Genomic DNA, 15,651 nt, shown 5'->3' with positions numbered 1-15,651 from the left:
CGTCAGCGGGCGAACGCCCCTGGTGTCACCAGGCGAACGCCTCCGGGGAGGGGCCCGGCCCCGGGAAGATCTCGTCCAGGGACGCCAGCAGCTCCTCGCTCAGCTCCAGCTCCACCGCCCGCAGGGCCGAGTCGAGCTGCTCCTTCGTGCGCGGCCCGACGATCGGTCCGGTCACGCCGGGCCGGGTGAGCAGCCAGGCCAGGGCGGCCTCGCCGGGGGCGATGCCGTGCTTGTCGAGCAGGTCCTCGTACGCCTGGATCCGCGCCCGCGAGGCGGGGTCGTCGAGGAACTCCGCGGCCCGGCCGGAGGCCCGGCGCCTGCCCTCGGCCTGCTTCTTGAGCACTCCGCCCAGCAGACCGCCGTGCAGCGGCGACCAGGGGATCACCCCGAGCCCGTACTCCTGCGCCGCCGGGACGACCTCCATCTCGGCGCGCCGCTCGGCGAGGTTGTAGAGGCACTGCTCGCTGACCAGGCCGATGGTGCCGCCGCGCCGGGCGGCGATCTCGTTGGCCTGGGCGATCTTGTAGCCGGGGAAGTTGGAGGAGCCGACGTAGAGGATCTTGCCCTGCTGGATCAGGACGTCGATCGCCTGCCAGATCTCCTCGAACGGGGTGCTGCGGTCGATGTGGTGGAACTGGTACAGGTCGATGTAGTCGGTCTGCAGCCGCTTCAGGCTGGCGTCCACGGCCCGCCTGATGTTGACCGCGGACAGCTTGTCGTGGTTCGGCCAGGCGTCGCCGTCGGCGGCCATGTTGCCGTAGACCTTGGTGGCGAGGACGACCTTGTCGCGCCGGTCGCCGCCCTGGGCGAACCAGTTGCCGATGATCGACTCGGTGCGGCCCTTGTTCTCGCCCCACCCGTAGACGTTGGCCGTGTCGAAGAAGTTCAGACCGGCGTCGAGCGCCGCGTCCATGATGGCGTGGCTGTCGTCCTCGTCGGTCTGCGGACCGAAGTTCATCGTCCCGAGGACGAGGCGGCTGACCTTGAGTCCCGTGCGTCCGAGCTGCGTGTACTCCATGGTTCCCCAGCCAACGTCCTGGAGTGCGCTCCAAGCAAGGGGATCAGTCCCGGGGGAAGCCGTCGGTCGGCAGCGTCAGATCGGCCACGGTGCCGGTCAGGTCGATGTCGTCGCCGAAGTCCACCCTGGTCCTGGTGACGTAGTCACCGTTCTTGGGGTCGGTGTAGACGAAGCAGCGCCCCAGGTAGGGGTCGGCGATGACGTACAGGGGGATTCCGGCGGTCGCGTACGCGGCCTTCTTCGGCCCGTAGTCGTTGGCGGCCGTGCCCTCGGAGATGACCTCGAAGACGAACCGGACGTCCGTGTGGCGCCACCGGCCCCGGTCGTCCTTCTCGGCGTCGGCGCCGAGCACCGCCACGTCGGGGCAGAAGCCGTTCTCATGGCCGGGGAAGTCGATGCGGACGTCGGAGAACACCTTCGCGTCCTTGCCGAACCGCGCTTCGACGGCCATGGCCATCCGGAAGATGATGGCCCAATGGGTGTCGCGCTGCGGTGTCAGGTAGACGTTGCCCCCGACGATCTCGACCCTGCATCCCTCGGGGACGGGCATCCGCTCCAGCCGCTCGAACCACTCGTCCAGACGCTCGGAGTCGACGTCGGCCATGGCGATCCTGTCTTCGACGACGGTCATCGTGGCGCTCCTCCCCGTCGCACCCACGGACGAATGCGACCGCGCGGTACAACGATACGCACGGTGAGCAGGACACGGTGCCGTCCTGCCCGGGCCGTCCCGCCGGGTGGCTAGACCTCCCCGTAGGGGCCGCCCAGGTCCCAGTGCTGCCACATCGCGTCGGCGAAGGCTGCCGCCATGCGGTGCTCGCCCCGCTCGTTGGGGTGGGTGCCGTCGTAGGTGTCGGTCCGGAAGTCGTAGGTGTCCGCCGGGTCGGCGAGCAGGAGGGGGGAGGTGTCGGTGCCGAGGTCTATGACCGTCTTGGCGAGGAGGTCGTTGAAGCGGGCGACCTGGGCGGCGAAGGCGGCGTCCTGGTCGGCGCGGACGTTGTGCAGCACCGGCATGATCACCATGCGCACCTTCGGCCGGGCCGCGCGGGCGTCGGCGACGAAGGCGCGGACGTTGTCGGCGGTCTGCTCGGCGTTGGTGTAGAAGCCGAGGTCGATCAGGCCGAGGGAGACCAGCAGCACGTCGGCGCGGGCGGCGCGGACGGACTCGCCGATGAGCGGGGCCAGATGGTGCCAGCCCTCGCCCCAGCCGGCGAGGTGGCCGCGGGGGAAGTCCGGGTCGGCGTAGGCGTACGAGATGGGCGCCTCGGCGGCCTTGTCGTAGAGGGTCTCGCGCGGGCCGGTGAAGGTGAACGGGCCGCCGAACGTTCCGCACAGGTGCTGCCACAGCCGGTAGCGCCAGGTGTGTTCACCCGCGCTCCCGATCGTCATCGAGTCACCCACGGGCATGAACCTGAGCATCCGCTCATCATCGTGGATCACCCCCGCCGACGGGGTGTGAGACCGGCCACGCGTCCGGGTGATCCCCACCGGCGCCGAACTAGCCTGCCTGATGGCAGGCTTGGGGCATGCGCCGACCCTTCGCCCTGCTCGCCGCCGCCCTCCTCACGGGGGCGCTCGCCGTGCCCGCCTCCGCAGCCGAGGGGGAGGGCCCGCGGACGCGGAGCGCGGGCGACGGGGGGTTCACGATCAAGGACCCGCGGATCACCGAGTCCAGCGGCCTCGCCGCGTCCCGGCAGCACCCCGGCATCTACTGGACCCACAACGACAGCGACGACGGCCCCTACCTGTACGCCGTCGACAGCGCGACCGGCGAGACCGTCGCCCGGCTCACCCTGACCGGCATCGGGTCGCCCCGCGACGTGGAGGCCATCTCGATCGGCCCCGGCAACCGCATCTTCGTCGGGGACATCGGCGACAACCTCGGCGGCACCTGGCCCCACGTGTGGATCTACGAGCTTCCGGAGCCGGAGGAGTTGAGCGACCGCACCGTGCGGGCCACGCAGTACGTCGTGACGTACGCCGACGGGGCGCGGGACGCCGAGTCGATGGTCGTGCACCCGAAGACCGGGCGCGTCTACATCATCGACAAGAACGAGGACGGCGGGCACCTGTACGAGGGGCCCGCCGAGCTCTCCGCGTCCGGCCCCAACGTCTTCCGGCGCACCGTCCCGATCGACCTGTGGGCCACCGACGCCGCCCTGTCCCCGGACGGCGAACACCTCGCCGTGCGCGGCTACCTCGGCGGCATCCACTACGCCTGGAACGACGGCAAGCCGCAGCGCAAGGGCCGGCTCAGCGTGCCGCTCCAGGGTCAGGGGGAGTCCGTCACGTTCTCCGCGGACGGCACCCGCATCCTGTACGGCACGGAGGGCACCCAGAGCCCGGTGGAGGCGCGCGAGGCGCCCGGCGCGAAGGCCGCGGAGGGTGACGGCGGCGACGGCGGCCAGGGCTCGAGCGGTGCCGACGGCGCCGCGGCCGGGGACGACGCGCTCGGGGACGGCGTCAAGCTCGGCGGCGCCGCCGTGGCGGTGATCTGCGTGCTCCTGTTCGCGCTGGGGCGGCGGCGCCGACGGGGGTGAGGGGCGCGGCCCCGAGGCGCGGGCCCCGGGTGTGCGAACGTGCGGAGGCGCCCGGCGGATCACCGCCGGGCGCCTCTGATCACGTACGACGCGGTACGGCTACAGCTTCTCGATGACGTGGTCGACGCACTTGGTCAGCGCCTCCACGTCGGCCGGGTCGACGGCCGGGAACATCGCCACGCGGAGCTGGTTGCGGCCCAGCTTGCGGTAGGGCTCGGTGTCGACGATGCCGTTGGCGCGCAGCACCTTGGCGACGGCGGACGCGTCGACCTCGTCGGTGAAGTCGATGGTGCCGATGACCTGGGAGCGCTTGGCCGGGTCGGTGACGAACGGGTTGGCGTACTTGATGTCCTCGGCCCAGCCGTACAGGGTCCGGGCGGAGGTGGCGGTGCGGCGGACCGCCCAGTCCAGGCCGCCCTGGCCGTTGAGCCACTTCAGCTGCTGGTCGAGCAGGAACAGGGTGGCCAGGGCCGGGGTGTTGTACGTCTGGTTCTTGCGGGAGTTGTCGATCGCCGTGGGCAGGGAGAAGAACTCCGGGACGTGCCGGCCGCTCGCGTGGATCCGCTCGACGCGCTCGATCGCGGCCGGGGAGAACACGCCGATCCACAGGCCGCCGTCGGAGGCGAAGGACTTCTGCGGGGCGAAGTAGTAGACGTCGGTCTCGGCGATGTCGACGGGCAGGCCGCCCGCGCCGGAGGTCGCGTCGACCAGGACGAGCGCGCCCTCGTCGGCGCCGGCCGGCCGCTTGATCGGCATGGCGACGCCGGTCGAGGTCTCGTTGTGGGTGAGGGCGTAGACGTCGACGCCGGCGGTGGCCACCGGCTCGGGGTGCGTGCCGGGGTCGGCGGAGACGACGTCCGGGTCGGCGAGCCAGGGGGCCAGCTTGGCGGCCTTGGCGAACTTGGAGCTGAACTCGCCGAAGGTGAGGTGCTGCGACCTGTTCTCGATCAGGCCGTGGGTCGCGATGTCCCAGAAGGCGGTGGAGCCGCCGTTGCCGAGCACGACCTCGTAGCCCTCGGGGAGCTGGAACAGCTCGTGGACGCCCTCGCGCACGCTGCCGACCAGGTTCTTCACCGGGGCCTGGCGGTGGGAGGTGCCGAGGAGGGACGTGCCGGTCGCGGCCAGGGCGTCCAGCGCCTCCGTCCGCACCTTGGAGGGACCCGCGCCGAAACGTCCGTCGGCGGGCTTGATGTCAGCGGGAATCTGGATCTCAGCCACGACAGGGGAGCCTAGCGGCTGACGGACGCGCGGGGCGCGTTTCGTCCGTCCGCTGAGACGGCCGGTGGACCCGCCCCGGTGGTGTCCGCGGGTGGGGCGGGGGCGGTCCCGCAGGGTCCGGCGGGGTGGTGGGTGGATCGGGCGGGCCGGTGCCCGCCGGGGTGGCGGGCGGATCGGTCGGGCTGGTGTCTGCCGGGGCCGGTGGGTGCAGGGGGTGCGCGGGGGCCGGTGGGTGGAGGGGTGCGCTGGCGCACGTGGGGTGCCCGGCGGGCGCCCGGCGGGCGGGGCTCGCCCGCCGGCCGACCCGGGGGCGTCAGGTGCCGAGGCGTACCGGCAGCTCGTACAGGTCGTTCTGGGTGACGACCGGCTTGTTGCGCAGCTCGGTGGCCGGGACGGCCAGGTCCAGGTCCGGGAAGCGGGCGTAGAGCGCGGGGAGCGCCACGCCGGCCTCCAGCCGGGACAGGGCGGCGCCCGGGCAGACGTGGGGGCCGTGGCCGAAGGAGATGTGCCGGTTGGCGCTCTCGCGGGTGATGTCGAAGTCGCCGGCGGTCGGGCCGTGGGCCTGCTCGTCGCGGCCGATCGCCGCGTAGGACACGATCAGCGCGTCCCCGGCGGGCAGCACCTTGTCGCCGACGGGCACGTCCTCGGTGGCGAACCGGATGAGGACGTGCGAGGTCGGCGTGGACCAGCGCAGCGTCTCCTCGATCACCGCGGACCAGTCGGCCTTCCCGGACAGCACCAGGGCGCGCTGCTCGGGGTGGGTGGAGAGGTTGACGACCGCGTTGACGATGAGCGAGATCGTCGTCTCGTGCCCGGCGGCGACCATCAGCTGGAGCGTGGAGACGATCTCCTCGTCGGTGAGCCGGTCGCCGTTCTCCGACGCCAGGATCAGCGCGGACGTCAGGTCGTCGCCCGGGTTCTCGCGCTTGTGCGCGACCGTCTCGGTCATGATCGCGGCCAGCTCGGTGAGCGTGGCGACGACCTCCTCGGGCGGGGTCTGGGTGGAGAAGAACTTCTCGAACAGTTCCTTCAGGCGCGGCAGCCGTTCCTCCGCCAGGCCCATCAGGTCCGCGATCACGTACATGGGCAGCGGGTACGCGAACAGCGCCTTGAGGTCGACGGTGTCGCCCGGGGCGGCGGCCACCTCGTCGAGCAGGGACCCGGTCAGCTCGGTGATGCGCTCCCGCATGTGCTCCACCCGGCGCGGGGTGAGCGCCTGCGCGACCAGGGTGCGCAGGCGGCGGTGGTCGGCGCCGTCCACGGTGAGCATGGAGCGGGGCGGGTTGGCCAGGCCGATCAGCGGCCAGTCGGGGGCTATCTCGCCGCGCTGCCAGGCGCCCCAGACGGTGATGTCCTTCACCAGCCGGGGGTCGGTCAGCAGCTTCTTGGCCTCGGCGTGGTGGGTGACCGCCCACACGTCCACGCCGCCCGGCAGGGTCACGGCGGCCAGCGGCCCGGCGGCCCGCAGCGCGGCGCTCTCCGCGTCCAGGTCGGAGACGAAGGGGTCGAGGTGGATGCGGTCCGGGCTCGACGCCGCCGGGCAGGTGCCCGGCACCGGGTCCGTGCCCGGTTTCTGGTCCGGGGCCGACGCCGGGTCCGGGACGGTCGGGGCGGCGGCGTTCGGGTCGGATGCGGTGGGTTCCGTGGCGGCCGTCATGCGGGCGTTCCTCCCAGGGCGGGGGTGGGGGTGAAGATGACCGGAAGTTCGGACAGCCCGCGCAGCCAGGGCGACGGGCGGCGGGAGAGTGAGGCGGCCGGCACCGCGAGGTCGATGTCCGGCAGCCGGTCGAGGACGACCTCGATGCCGGTGCGCGCGATCACCTCGGCGATCTCCTGCGCCGGGAAGGGGCAGCGGTGTTCGCCGTGGCCGAAGGAGAAGTGGGCGCCGTTGCCGCCGGTCAGGGCGGAGCCGTCGGTGCGCACCTGCGGGTCGGCGTTGGCGCCCTGGAGGCCGAGCAGCAGCATGTCGCCGGCCCGGATGCGGCGCCCGCCCAGCTGGGTGTCGCGGGACGCCCAGCGCCCGGCCACGTTCTGGGTGGGGGTGTCCTCCCACAGCACCTCGTTCATCGCCTCGGCGATGCTGTTGCGGCCCCCGAACAGGGAGGCGGCGAACCGGCTGTCGGTGAGCATCAGATGGAGCGAGTTGCCGATCCAGTCGGCGGTGGGCTGGTGCCCGGCCGCCATCATCACCATCAGGTCCTGGACGATCTCCTCGTCGGTGAACCCGGACGTGTCGGCGAGCATCCGGGTCACCACGTCGTCGGCGGGCTGCTCCTGGCGCAGCGCCACCAGCTCCGTCATCGACGTGAACAGGTGGGTCTGCCCGGCGATGGCCCGTTCCCGCCCGTCGATCATGTCGTTGAGAGCGGTGACCAGGGCGGGGCCCTGGTCGTCGGTGAAGCCGTAGAGCCGGGTCAGCACCCGCACCGGGAGCAGCATCGCGTACTCGGCGATGATGTCGGCGCGGCCCTCGGGGCAGATGCCGTCGATCAGTTCGTCGGCGAACTTCTCGGCGGAGCGCCGCAGTTCGAACGGGTCCACCGCCTCCAGCGCGGCGGTCATCATCCCGGCGCGCTGCCGGTGCCGTTCACCGACCGTGTAGAGGATCGACGGCTGCTTGCGGCCGATCATCGGCAGCAGCGGCCAGTCGTCGGGGATGTTCACCCACTGGCTCCACAGGTCGGAGTCGCGGCTGAACAGCACCGGGTCGCCGGTGATCTGGTGCAGTTCGCGGTAGCCGAGCACCAGCCAGGCCGGTATGTCCCCGTCGAGCAGGACGGGGACGACGCTGCCGTGGGCGCGCCGCATCTCCCGGTACACCCTGGCCGGGTCGTCCTGGAGCAGGGGCCCGCTCAGGCGGACGGGGTCGGGTTGCGGGGCGGGATGGGGGGCGGGGCTCACACCAGCTCCTGACGGGAGTCGCGGGAGGGGGAGGCGTACCGGGCCTGGATGTGCTCCACCAGCGTGATCAGCACGATCTTGCTGGACTCCCGGGACCGTGCGTCGCAGTTGACCAGCGGCACGTGCGGGTCGAGGTCCAGCGCCTCGCGGATCTGCTGCGGGGTGAAGGTGGGACCGCCGAAGTCGTTGCAGGCCACGATGAACGGCGTGCCGTGCTTCTCCAGCCGGTCGATGGCGTACCAGGAGTCGTCGATGCGCCGGGTGTCGACGAGGACGACCGCGCCCAGCGTGCCGGAGAACAGCCGGTCCCACAGGAACCAGAAGCGTTCCTGGCCGGGCGCCCCGAACAGGTACAGCACGTTGTGCGCGTCGAGCGTGATGCGGCCGAAGTCGAAGGCGACGGTGGTCGCGGTCTTGCCGCGCACCCCGCTGACGTCGTCGACGGCCTCGCCCGCCTGGGTCATCGTCTCCTCGGTGTTGAGGGGACGGATCTCGCTGACCGAGCGGACCATGGTGGTCTTCCCGGCGCCGAAGCCGCCCACGACGACGATCTTGAGGCCGTTGGCGGCCGACGAGCCGAGCGGTGTGCGGGCCCCGTCCGTGGGGCGCGGGTCAGAGGTTGCGGAGTCCAACGAGCACCTGCTCCAGGATGTCGGGGTCGGGAACGGCGGTTCTGCGCGGGTGCCGGGCGCTGACCCGGCCGGCCGCGAGCAGGTCGGACAGCAGGATGCGCGTGATGCTCACCGGCAGCTTCAGCACGGCGGCGATCTCCACCACCGCCGTGGGGCGTTCGGTCAGCCGCAGGATCTCCGCGTGCTCGGACTGCATGCCGGGCGCCGGGTCGCACTCGGCGACGACGAGGGTCACCAGGTCGAAGGGGTTGTCGGGGCCGGACCGGCTGCGTCCCTGGGTGAGCGTGTAGAGCCGGTCCGGCGCGTCGTCCCTGCCCGGCCTGCTCATGAGGTCCGGGGCTGGGCGGTCAGGTGCTCGCCGAGCTGTTCCACGAGCTCGCTCATGTTGTGGCCGACGAGTCCGGCGTCCGCGTCCTCCGCCGTGACGACGGCCAGGTGCGCGCCCTCGCCCGCCTCGACGATGAACAGCACACCGCCGTAGAACTCGGTCATCGCCGAGCGCACGCCGCCGCTGCCGTCGCCGAACTCGACGGAGGCGCCGTGGGACAGGGACTGGATGCCCGCGGCGATGGCGGCGAGTTGGTCGGCCTGGTCGGCGGAGAGTTCCGGGGTGCGGCACAGTTTCAGGCCGTCACGGGACAGCACGAGCGCGTGCCGCGCGCCCGGCGTGCGCTCCAGCAGGCCCTCGATCAGCCAGGTGAGCTTGTCGTCGGCGGTCGTCGTGCCGGTCATGTGGTCGTGTCGCCTTCCGGGATGCGGGGGGTTGCTGCGGGGTCGGAGGTCTCGGGGGATCCGGTGACCTCCTGGACGCCGGGGGTCTCGGAGACCTCCGGGGTCTCGGAGGCCTCCGGGGTCTCGGTGGACTCGGGCGTCTGGGTGAACTCGGGGGTGCCGGGGGCTTCCCGGGTGTCCCGGGTGTCCTGGGCGTTCCCGGTGTCCTCGGCGTTCCGGCTGTCCTGCTCCCGGGAGGAAGGGGCCGGGGGCGGTGAGGCGGCCGGGGACGGGGCTTCGACATCGGTGGTGTCGATGGCGGCGTCGGTGTCGGTGTCGGCGGAGGGCGCGGTGGCCGTGGCGGTGGTGGCCGCTTCGGGGGCGGTGTCCTGCCGTGCCCGGGGGGACCGGTCCGGGTCCTGGGGGGTCCCGTTCGCGCGCTGGGGCCGGGGGGCCTCGTCCGGGCTCTGGGGCCGGGGGGTCCCGTCCGGGCCCGTGGCCGTCTCCTCCGCGACGGTGCGGACGGCCTGACGGAAGGAGTGGAAGCGGGCGGTGCGGGCCCGGGTCTCCTCGGCGGTCGGCGCGGGGCGCGCAGCGGGGGTGGTGTCCTGCCGGGTGCGCTCGGCCTCCGCGAGGGTGCGGCCCCGGCGGCGGCGCGGCAGCGTGAGCGGCGCGGGCGCGTCGGAGCCCGGGGCGGATCCGGGGGTGCCGGCGGCCGGGGAGCCGTGGGACGGCAGCGGCTCCGGGGCCGGCTCGGCGGCCCCGGCACGGCCCGCCGCGTAGGACGACGGGGCCGGGGGCTCCGTGGCGCCGGACGGGGTGCGCAGCGCGGGGCGGGCCGTGCCGTTGTGAGCCGTGCGGCCGGGTGCCGTCCCCTCGCGGGCACCGTGACCGGCCTCGGACCGGGCGGCGGTGCCGTGACGGGGCTCCGGTTCGCCGCCGGGGGCCGTCCGGGACGGGAGGGCCGGTTCCGCGGCGGCCGACGTCGTCCGCGCGGTGGCGCCGGAGAAGGGAGCGGAGGACGGGGCGGAGGACGGCGCTCCGGCCGTGGCCTGCGGGGTGCCGGCGGCCGGGGCGACGGCCGACTCCGGCGGTACGAGGATGTCCTGGGGGACGAGCATCAGGACGCCGGTGCCGCCGCGGGCCGAGGGACGGTAGGAGACCCGCAGGCCGTACCGCCGGGCCAGCCGGCCCACCACCGCGAGGCCCAGCCGGGTGCCGGTCAGGCCGCCGAGTTCGGCGGACTCGCCGGAGACCGCGCGTTCGGCGCGGCGGAGCTGGGACTCGCCCATGACGAGCCCGCTGTCCTCGACGGAGACGATGACGCCCGCCGGGACCTCCTCCACGTAGACGTGCACCTCGGCGGTCGGCGGCGAGAAGTTCGCGGCGTTGTCGAGGAGTTCGGCGAGCGCGTGCATGACGCCCTCGGCGGCGTGCCCGGCGACGGCGGTGTCGCTGGTGGAGTGGACGCGGACCCGCTGGTAGCCGCTGATGCGGCCCATGGCGCCGCGCAGGATGGACTCCATGCCGATGGGCCGGGCCCAGCGGCGGCCGGAGCGGGCGCCGGTCAGGACGGCGACGGAGTCGGCCAGGCGGCCCGCCTGGGCGGTGCGGTGGTCGAGGTGGAGCAGGTCGGCCAGCACCTCCTCGTCCTGGTGCTTCTCCTCCATGGCGCGCAGGTCCGCGAGCATGCCGGTGGCCAGCGCCTGCATCCGGCCGGCGGTGTTCGCGGTGGCCGACACGGCGGCCGCGCGGGCGCTGTTGGCCTCGCGCAGGTCCCGCGTCAGCCGGGTGTTCTCCTCGCGGAGCCGCTCGCGCTCCTCGGTGAGGCGGTTCCGCTCGTCGGCCCAGCCGGCCCGCTCCTCGTCGAGGTCGCGGGTCAACCGGGCGGTGTGGGCGGTGTGTTCCTCGGTGATGAGGCGCAGCTTCTCGGCGTGCTCGGCGGTGAGCCGTTCGATCTCGGCGGTGTGGGCCTCGGTGAGTCCGGCCTTCTCCTCGGCGTGCTGGAGCGACAACTGGGCGCTCTGGGCGGCGTGGTGTTCGCTCAGCCGGTCGCGTTCCGCGCTCAGCGTCTCCGCCAGATGGGCGCGCTCCTGGTCCAGCTCGGCGGACAACCGGGCGCGCTCGCGGTTGAGTTCGCCGGTGAGTCGTTCGTGCTGGCGGCGGGCGTCCTCCGCCACCCGGGCGCGTTCCTGCAGCAGCCGTCCGACGTCCTGGCTGACGGTCTCCAGCCGTCCGCGGGCCGCGCGTGCCGTCAGGACGGCGTGCGCGGCCACCGTCGCGACCGCGCAGAGCAGCAGGCCGGCGATCGCCGCGGTCCATCCCACGGCGCCCCGGGCCGACTCCGGCCCCAGCAGGACGGCCGCCACGGTCCCGAGCGCGGCAAGGGCCGCGGTCAGCAAGGGGATCGGCAGTAGGGCGCGTGGGGTGGGGCGGTCGCCGGGGAGCAGGGGGGAGGTCATCAATCAGGTCCTCGGTCGGGTCCTCGGGCTGGTCCGCGGGTGCGCGTGCCGGGGGTCACCGCGCTCGGCCGTGGCCCGCGTGGCCGCCGTTGTCTTTTTTGGGGTCACGTTTCGGACGAGAGCGATGGGTCAACGCGCAACTCGCGGTCACTATATGGGAGTTCGTGATCGCTTTGGGAAGTATCCCTTCCAGTTCGCGGGACGGGACCGGATGACGAAGGGAATCGGCCACGGCATTCGGGGCGGTGGCCGAAGGGGTGCGGGTGCCAGATCGGCTCCCCGCCCGTCGACCGGGCGGGCGGCCCACCGGGGAGGCCGGAGTGCCGTGACGCGGGGGGCGGCCGGGTGCGGTGGGCCGTGACGCGGGGGGCGGCCGGGTGCGGTGGAGCGGGTGCGGTGGAGCGGCGGGGGCCCTGGCCGGGTTCGCGGCTGTCGGACGGGGCGGCGCGTCGGGGAGGCCGGGGGCGCGTCTCGGTCCTGCGGGGCCGGGCCGCGCCCCGGGGCTGGGGCCGGGCCGCCGGGCCGGGGCATGCTGGGACCATGACGGGCACCACAGACGGGACGGACGGGACGAACCAGCCGGACGGGACGAACGAGCCGGGCGCCCCCGATGGCCTGGGGGGACGTGGCGGGGCCGGGGCTGGCGGGCCGGGCGGGAAGAGTGGCCCGGGTGGACGTGGCGGGAGCGGGACCGGAGGGCTGGGCGCCACCGGTGGCGCGGCTGGGCGTGGCGGGGCCGGGGCCGACGAGCCGGGAGGGACCGGCAGGCCGGGTACTCGCGGTGGCGCGGGTGGGCCTGGCGGGGCCAGGACCGGAAGGCCGGACGGGACGGACGGGACGGACCGGCCGGGCGGAACCGGCGAGCCGGGCGGGCCGGACCAGCCGGGCCGGACGAACGAGCCGGGCGGGACCGGCGGGCCGCGGGGGACGGGAGGGCCGGACGCTCCCGGTGGCACGGGTGGACGTGGCGCAGCCGGGACGGGCAGGCCGGGCGCCACCGGTGGCGCGGGTGGCCGTGGCGGGGCCGGGACCGGGGGATCGGGCGGAGCCGGGGGGCGGGGCGCTGCCCCCGGTGGTTCGGCGGACTCCCGTGAGCTGCGGGACGCGCTGCGTTCCGCGATGGCCGGTGAGGTGGACTTCGGCACGACCGCGCGGGCACTGACCACCATGGACGCCTCCAACTACCGCCGCGTGCCGCTGGGCGTGGTCGCGCCCCGGGACGCCGACGACGTGGCGGCCGTGCTGGAGGTCTGCCGGGAACGGGGCGTCCCGGTGGTCGCGCGCGGCGGCGGCACGTCGATCGCGGGGCAGGCGACCGGTACCGGTGTGGTGCTGGACTTCACCCGGCACATGAACCGGCTGCTCGCCCTCGACCCGGGCGCCCGTACCGCGGTCGTCCAGCCCGGCCTCGTGCTGGACCGGCTCCAGGAGGCCGCCGCCCCGCACGGTCTGCGGTTCGGGCCGGACCCGTCCACGCACGGCCGCTGCACGCTCGGCGGCATGATCGGGAACAACTCCTGCGGGTCCCACTCGGTGGCCTGGGGCACCACCGCCGACAACGTCCGCGAGCTGTCGGTGGTGACCGCGCGCGGCGAGCGGCTGGACGCGGGCCGGGACTGGGCCGGCGCCCCGGCGGGCCTGCGGCGGCTCGTCGACGGGGAACTGGCCCGGCTGCGCACCGGGTTCCCCGACCTGCCCCGCCGCATCTCCGGCTACGCGCTGGACGCCCTGCTGCCCGAGAACGGGGGCGACGTCGCCCGCTCCCTCTGCGGGTCGGAGGGCACGCTGGCCCTCCTGACCGAGGCGGTGGTGGACCTCGTGCCCGCCCCGCGCGCACGGGCGCTCGCCGTGCTCGGGTACGCCGACGAGAGCGGGGCCGCCGAAGCGGCGGCGGGCCTGCTGCCGTGCGGGCCGCTGACCGTGGAGGGCATGGCGGCCGATCTCGTGCCGGAGGCCGTGGACCTGCCGCGCGGGGGCGCCTGGCTGTTCGTGGAGACCGGCGGCGACACGGCGGCCCAGGCCCGCGCGCGGGCGGAGTCGGTGGTCCGCGCGGCCGACGCCCTGGACGCCGTGGTGGTCACCGACCCGGCGCGGCAGCGCACCCTGTGGCGGATCCGCGAGGACGCCAGCGGCACCGCGACCCGGATGCCGGACGGCACCGAGGCGTGGCCCGGCTGGGAGGACTGCGCGGTGCCGCCCGCCCGGCTGGGCGCGTACCTCCGCGACTTCCGGGGCCTGCTCGCCGCCCACGGCCTGCGCGGCGCCCCCTACGGGCACTTCGGGGACGGCTGCATCCACGTCCGGATCGACTTCGACCTGCTGACGGAGCCGGGCGTGGCCCGCTTCCGCCGCTTCTCCGAGGAACTGGCCGACCTGGTCGTCGCCCACGGCGGCTCGCTGTCCGGGGAGCACGGGGACGGACAGGCGCGGGCCGAACTGCTGCCGCGCATGTACGGCGCGGAGACGGTCGCCCTCTTCGAGCGGGTCAAGGGCGTCTGGGACCCGGACGGCCTGCTCAACCCGGGCATGCTGGTGGACCCGGCGCCCCTGGACGCGGACCTGCGGTTCGCCGTCCTGCCCCGGGAGCCGGTGGACGTGGCGTTCGGCTACCCGGCCGACGGCGGCGACTTCTCGGCCGCGGTCCGCCGCTGCGTGGGCGTCGCCAAGTGCCGTACGACGTCGGCGTCGGGGCCGGCGGTGATGTGCCCGTCGTTCCGCGCGACCGGCGAGGAGGAGCACTCCACGCGTGGGCGCGCCCGGCTGCTGCACGAGATGCTCGCCGGTGAGCTGGTGACGGACGGCTGGCGCTCGACGGAGGTGCGTGACGCCCTCGACCTGTGCCTGTCCTGCAAGGGCTGCCGCTCCGACTGCCCGGTGGGCGTCGACATGGCCACCTACAAGGCGGAGTTCCTGCACCACCACTACGCCGGCCGGCGCCGTCCCGCCGCCCACTACGCGATGGGGTGGCTGCCGGTGTGGCTCGGCTGGGTGGCGCGGACGCGCTCGGCGGCGCTCGTCAACGCCCTCGCCTCGGTGGGGCCGCTCGCGAGCGCGGCGAAACGGCTGGGCGGGATCGCGGGGGAGCGGCAGATCCCCCGGGTGGCGGACCGGACGTTCACGCGGTGGTGGCGGACGCGGCGGACACCCGGCGTGGGGGCCGGAGGAGCCGCGCCGACCGGGGGTGCGGCGGAGGCCGGGGACCGTGGGGCGGAGGCCGGGGGCCGTGGGGCGGAGGCCGAGGGTCGTGCGGCGGAGGCCGAGGGGCGTGGGGCGGACGGCGGCGGGACGGGCGCGGGGACGCTGGTGGTCCTGTGGCCGGACACCTTCACGGAGCACCTGTCGCCCTCGGTGGGCCGGGCCGCCGTCCGGGTGCTGGAGGCGGCGGGCCTGCGGGTGGCGCTGCCGCCGACCCTGCGCCGGGGCCGCCGCCCGGTCGGGGACGCCCGCTCCCGCTCGGCCCTCTCCCTGCTCACGGCCCGCCGCGGCCGGGTCTGCTGCGGACTGACCTACGTCTCCACCGGCCAGCTCGACCGGGCCCGCGCCGTGCTGCGCCGCACGCTGGACCTGCTGGAACCCGTGCTCGCCACCGACGCCCCGCTCGTCGTCCTGGAACCCAGCTGTGCGGCGGCCCTGCGCACCGACGCTCCCGAACTGCTCCACGACGACCCCCGGGCCGCCCGGCTGGCCGGCCGCGTCCTGACCTTCGCGGAGGCGCTGGAGCAGTACGCCCCCGGCTGGGCCCCACCCGCCCTGAACCGCCCCGTCACCGGCCAGACCCACTGCCACCAGCACGCGGTCCTCGGCGACGCCCCGGACCGCCGCCTCCGCCACGCCGCCGGCCTCACCGGCGACCTGTCCGGCGGCTGCTGCGGCCTGGCGGGCAACTTCGGCTTCGAGAAGGGCCACTACGAGGTCTCCACGGCCTGCGCGGAGGAACAGCTGCTTCCCGCCGTCCGGGACGCCCCGGACGGCACCGTGGTCCTGGCCGACGGCTTCTCCTGCCGCACCCAGCTGGAGCAGCTCGCGGGCGTGCGCGGCCGTCACCTCGCGGAGGCGCTGGCCGAGGCGCTGGACGACGGGGTGTCGGACGGCGGGGCGTTGGACGACGGGGTGTCGGACGGCGGGGCATTGGACGACGGGGCGTGAGCACCGAGGGTGCGGGTGTCCGG

General features: G+C 74.6%; 12 protein-coding genes. 2 read left to right on the top strand and 10 right to left on the bottom strand.

All coding sequences use genetic code 11. The features are described 5' to 3' along the window. Window positions 1-25 precede the first annotated feature (25 nt). The 3 genes from AB0F01_RS24805 to AB0F01_RS24795 form a co-directional block, all read right to left on the bottom strand. Window positions 26-1,018 (bottom strand): aldo/keto reductase, encoded by a 993-nt coding sequence (locus AB0F01_RS24805; RefSeq protein WP_362099741.1) that lies wholly within the window; start codon window positions 1,016-1,018, stop codon window positions 26-28. 43 nt (window positions 1,019-1,061) lie between these two features. After that, window positions 1,062-1,649 (bottom strand): Uma2 family endonuclease, encoded by a 588-nt coding sequence (locus AB0F01_RS24800; RefSeq protein ID WP_362099738.1) that lies wholly within the window; start codon window positions 1,647-1,649, stop codon window positions 1,062-1,064. 110 nt (window positions 1,650-1,759) lie between these two features. After that, a complete protein-coding gene (locus tag AB0F01_RS24795; protein ID WP_362099735.1) occupies window positions 1,760-2,437 on the bottom strand; it encodes a GDSL-type esterase/lipase family protein in 678 nt (225 codons plus the stop codon). Between the two features lie 107 nt (window positions 2,438-2,544). On the opposite strand from AB0F01_RS24795, the gene AB0F01_RS24790 reads away from it, so the two are divergent. Continuing rightward, complete coding sequence (locus AB0F01_RS24790) at window positions 2,545-3,558, top strand: WD40 repeat domain-containing protein (RefSeq protein ID WP_362099732.1); 1,014 nt, start codon at window positions 2,545-2,547, stop codon at window positions 3,556-3,558. 99 nt (window positions 3,559-3,657) lie between these two features. Here the strand turns inward: AB0F01_RS24790 and serC are convergent, their stop codons facing one another. From serC to AB0F01_RS24755, 7 genes are all read right to left on the bottom strand, one after another. After that, the gene (gene serC / locus AB0F01_RS24785; RefSeq protein ID WP_362099729.1) at window positions 3,658-4,776 is read right to left on the bottom strand and encodes a phosphoserine transaminase; all 1,119 of its coding nucleotides are present in this window, start codon (window positions 4,774-4,776) and stop codon (window positions 3,658-3,660) included. A gap of 313 nt (window positions 4,777-5,089) precedes the next feature. Next, complete coding sequence (locus AB0F01_RS24780) at window positions 5,090-6,433, bottom strand: cytochrome P450 (RefSeq protein WP_362099726.1); 1,344 nt, start codon at window positions 6,431-6,433, stop codon at window positions 5,090-5,092. Further along, a complete protein-coding gene (locus tag AB0F01_RS24775; protein ID WP_362099790.1) occupies window positions 6,430-7,632 on the bottom strand; it encodes a cytochrome P450 in 1,203 nt (400 codons plus the stop codon). Before AB0F01_RS24775 ends, AB0F01_RS24780 begins: the two co-directional genes overlap by 4 nt. Before the next feature lie 41 nt (window positions 7,633-7,673). After that, window positions 7,674-8,309, bottom strand: a complete 636-nt coding sequence (locus AB0F01_RS24770) for an ATP/GTP-binding protein (protein WP_362099723.1) — start codon at window positions 8,307-8,309, stop codon at window positions 7,674-7,676. Then, entirely contained in the window at window positions 8,290-8,637 is a 348-nt protein-coding gene (locus tag AB0F01_RS24765) for a DUF742 domain-containing protein (protein ID WP_362099720.1), read from the bottom strand. The genes AB0F01_RS24770 and AB0F01_RS24765 overlap by 20 nt, the downstream gene beginning before the upstream one ends. Continuing rightward, on the bottom strand, window positions 8,634-9,041 hold the full coding sequence (locus AB0F01_RS24760; protein WP_362099717.1) for a roadblock/LC7 domain-containing protein: 408 nt from the start codon (window positions 9,039-9,041) through the stop codon (window positions 8,634-8,636). The genes AB0F01_RS24765 and AB0F01_RS24760 overlap by 4 nt, the downstream gene beginning before the upstream one ends. Then, on the bottom strand, window positions 9,038-11,482 hold the full coding sequence (locus AB0F01_RS24755) for an ATP-binding protein (RefSeq protein WP_362099714.1): 2,445 nt from the start codon (window positions 11,480-11,482) through the stop codon (window positions 9,038-9,040). Before AB0F01_RS24755 ends, AB0F01_RS24760 begins: the two co-directional genes overlap by 4 nt. Before the next feature lie 1,119 nt (window positions 11,483-12,601). On the opposite strand from AB0F01_RS24755, the gene AB0F01_RS24750 reads away from it, so the two are divergent. Then, on the top strand, window positions 12,602-15,628 hold the full coding sequence (locus AB0F01_RS24750) for an FAD-binding and (Fe-S)-binding domain-containing protein (protein WP_362099712.1): 3,027 nt from the start codon (window positions 12,602-12,604) through the stop codon (window positions 15,626-15,628). The last annotated feature ends 23 nt before the right edge of the window (window positions 15,629-15,651 follow it).

It is taken from the genome of Streptomyces sp. NPDC029526 (assembly GCF_040637405.1).
GTDB lineage: Bacteria > Actinomycetota > Actinomycetes > Streptomycetales > Streptomycetaceae > Streptomyces.
This window is presented reverse-complemented; position numbering and strand designations above follow the sequence as displayed.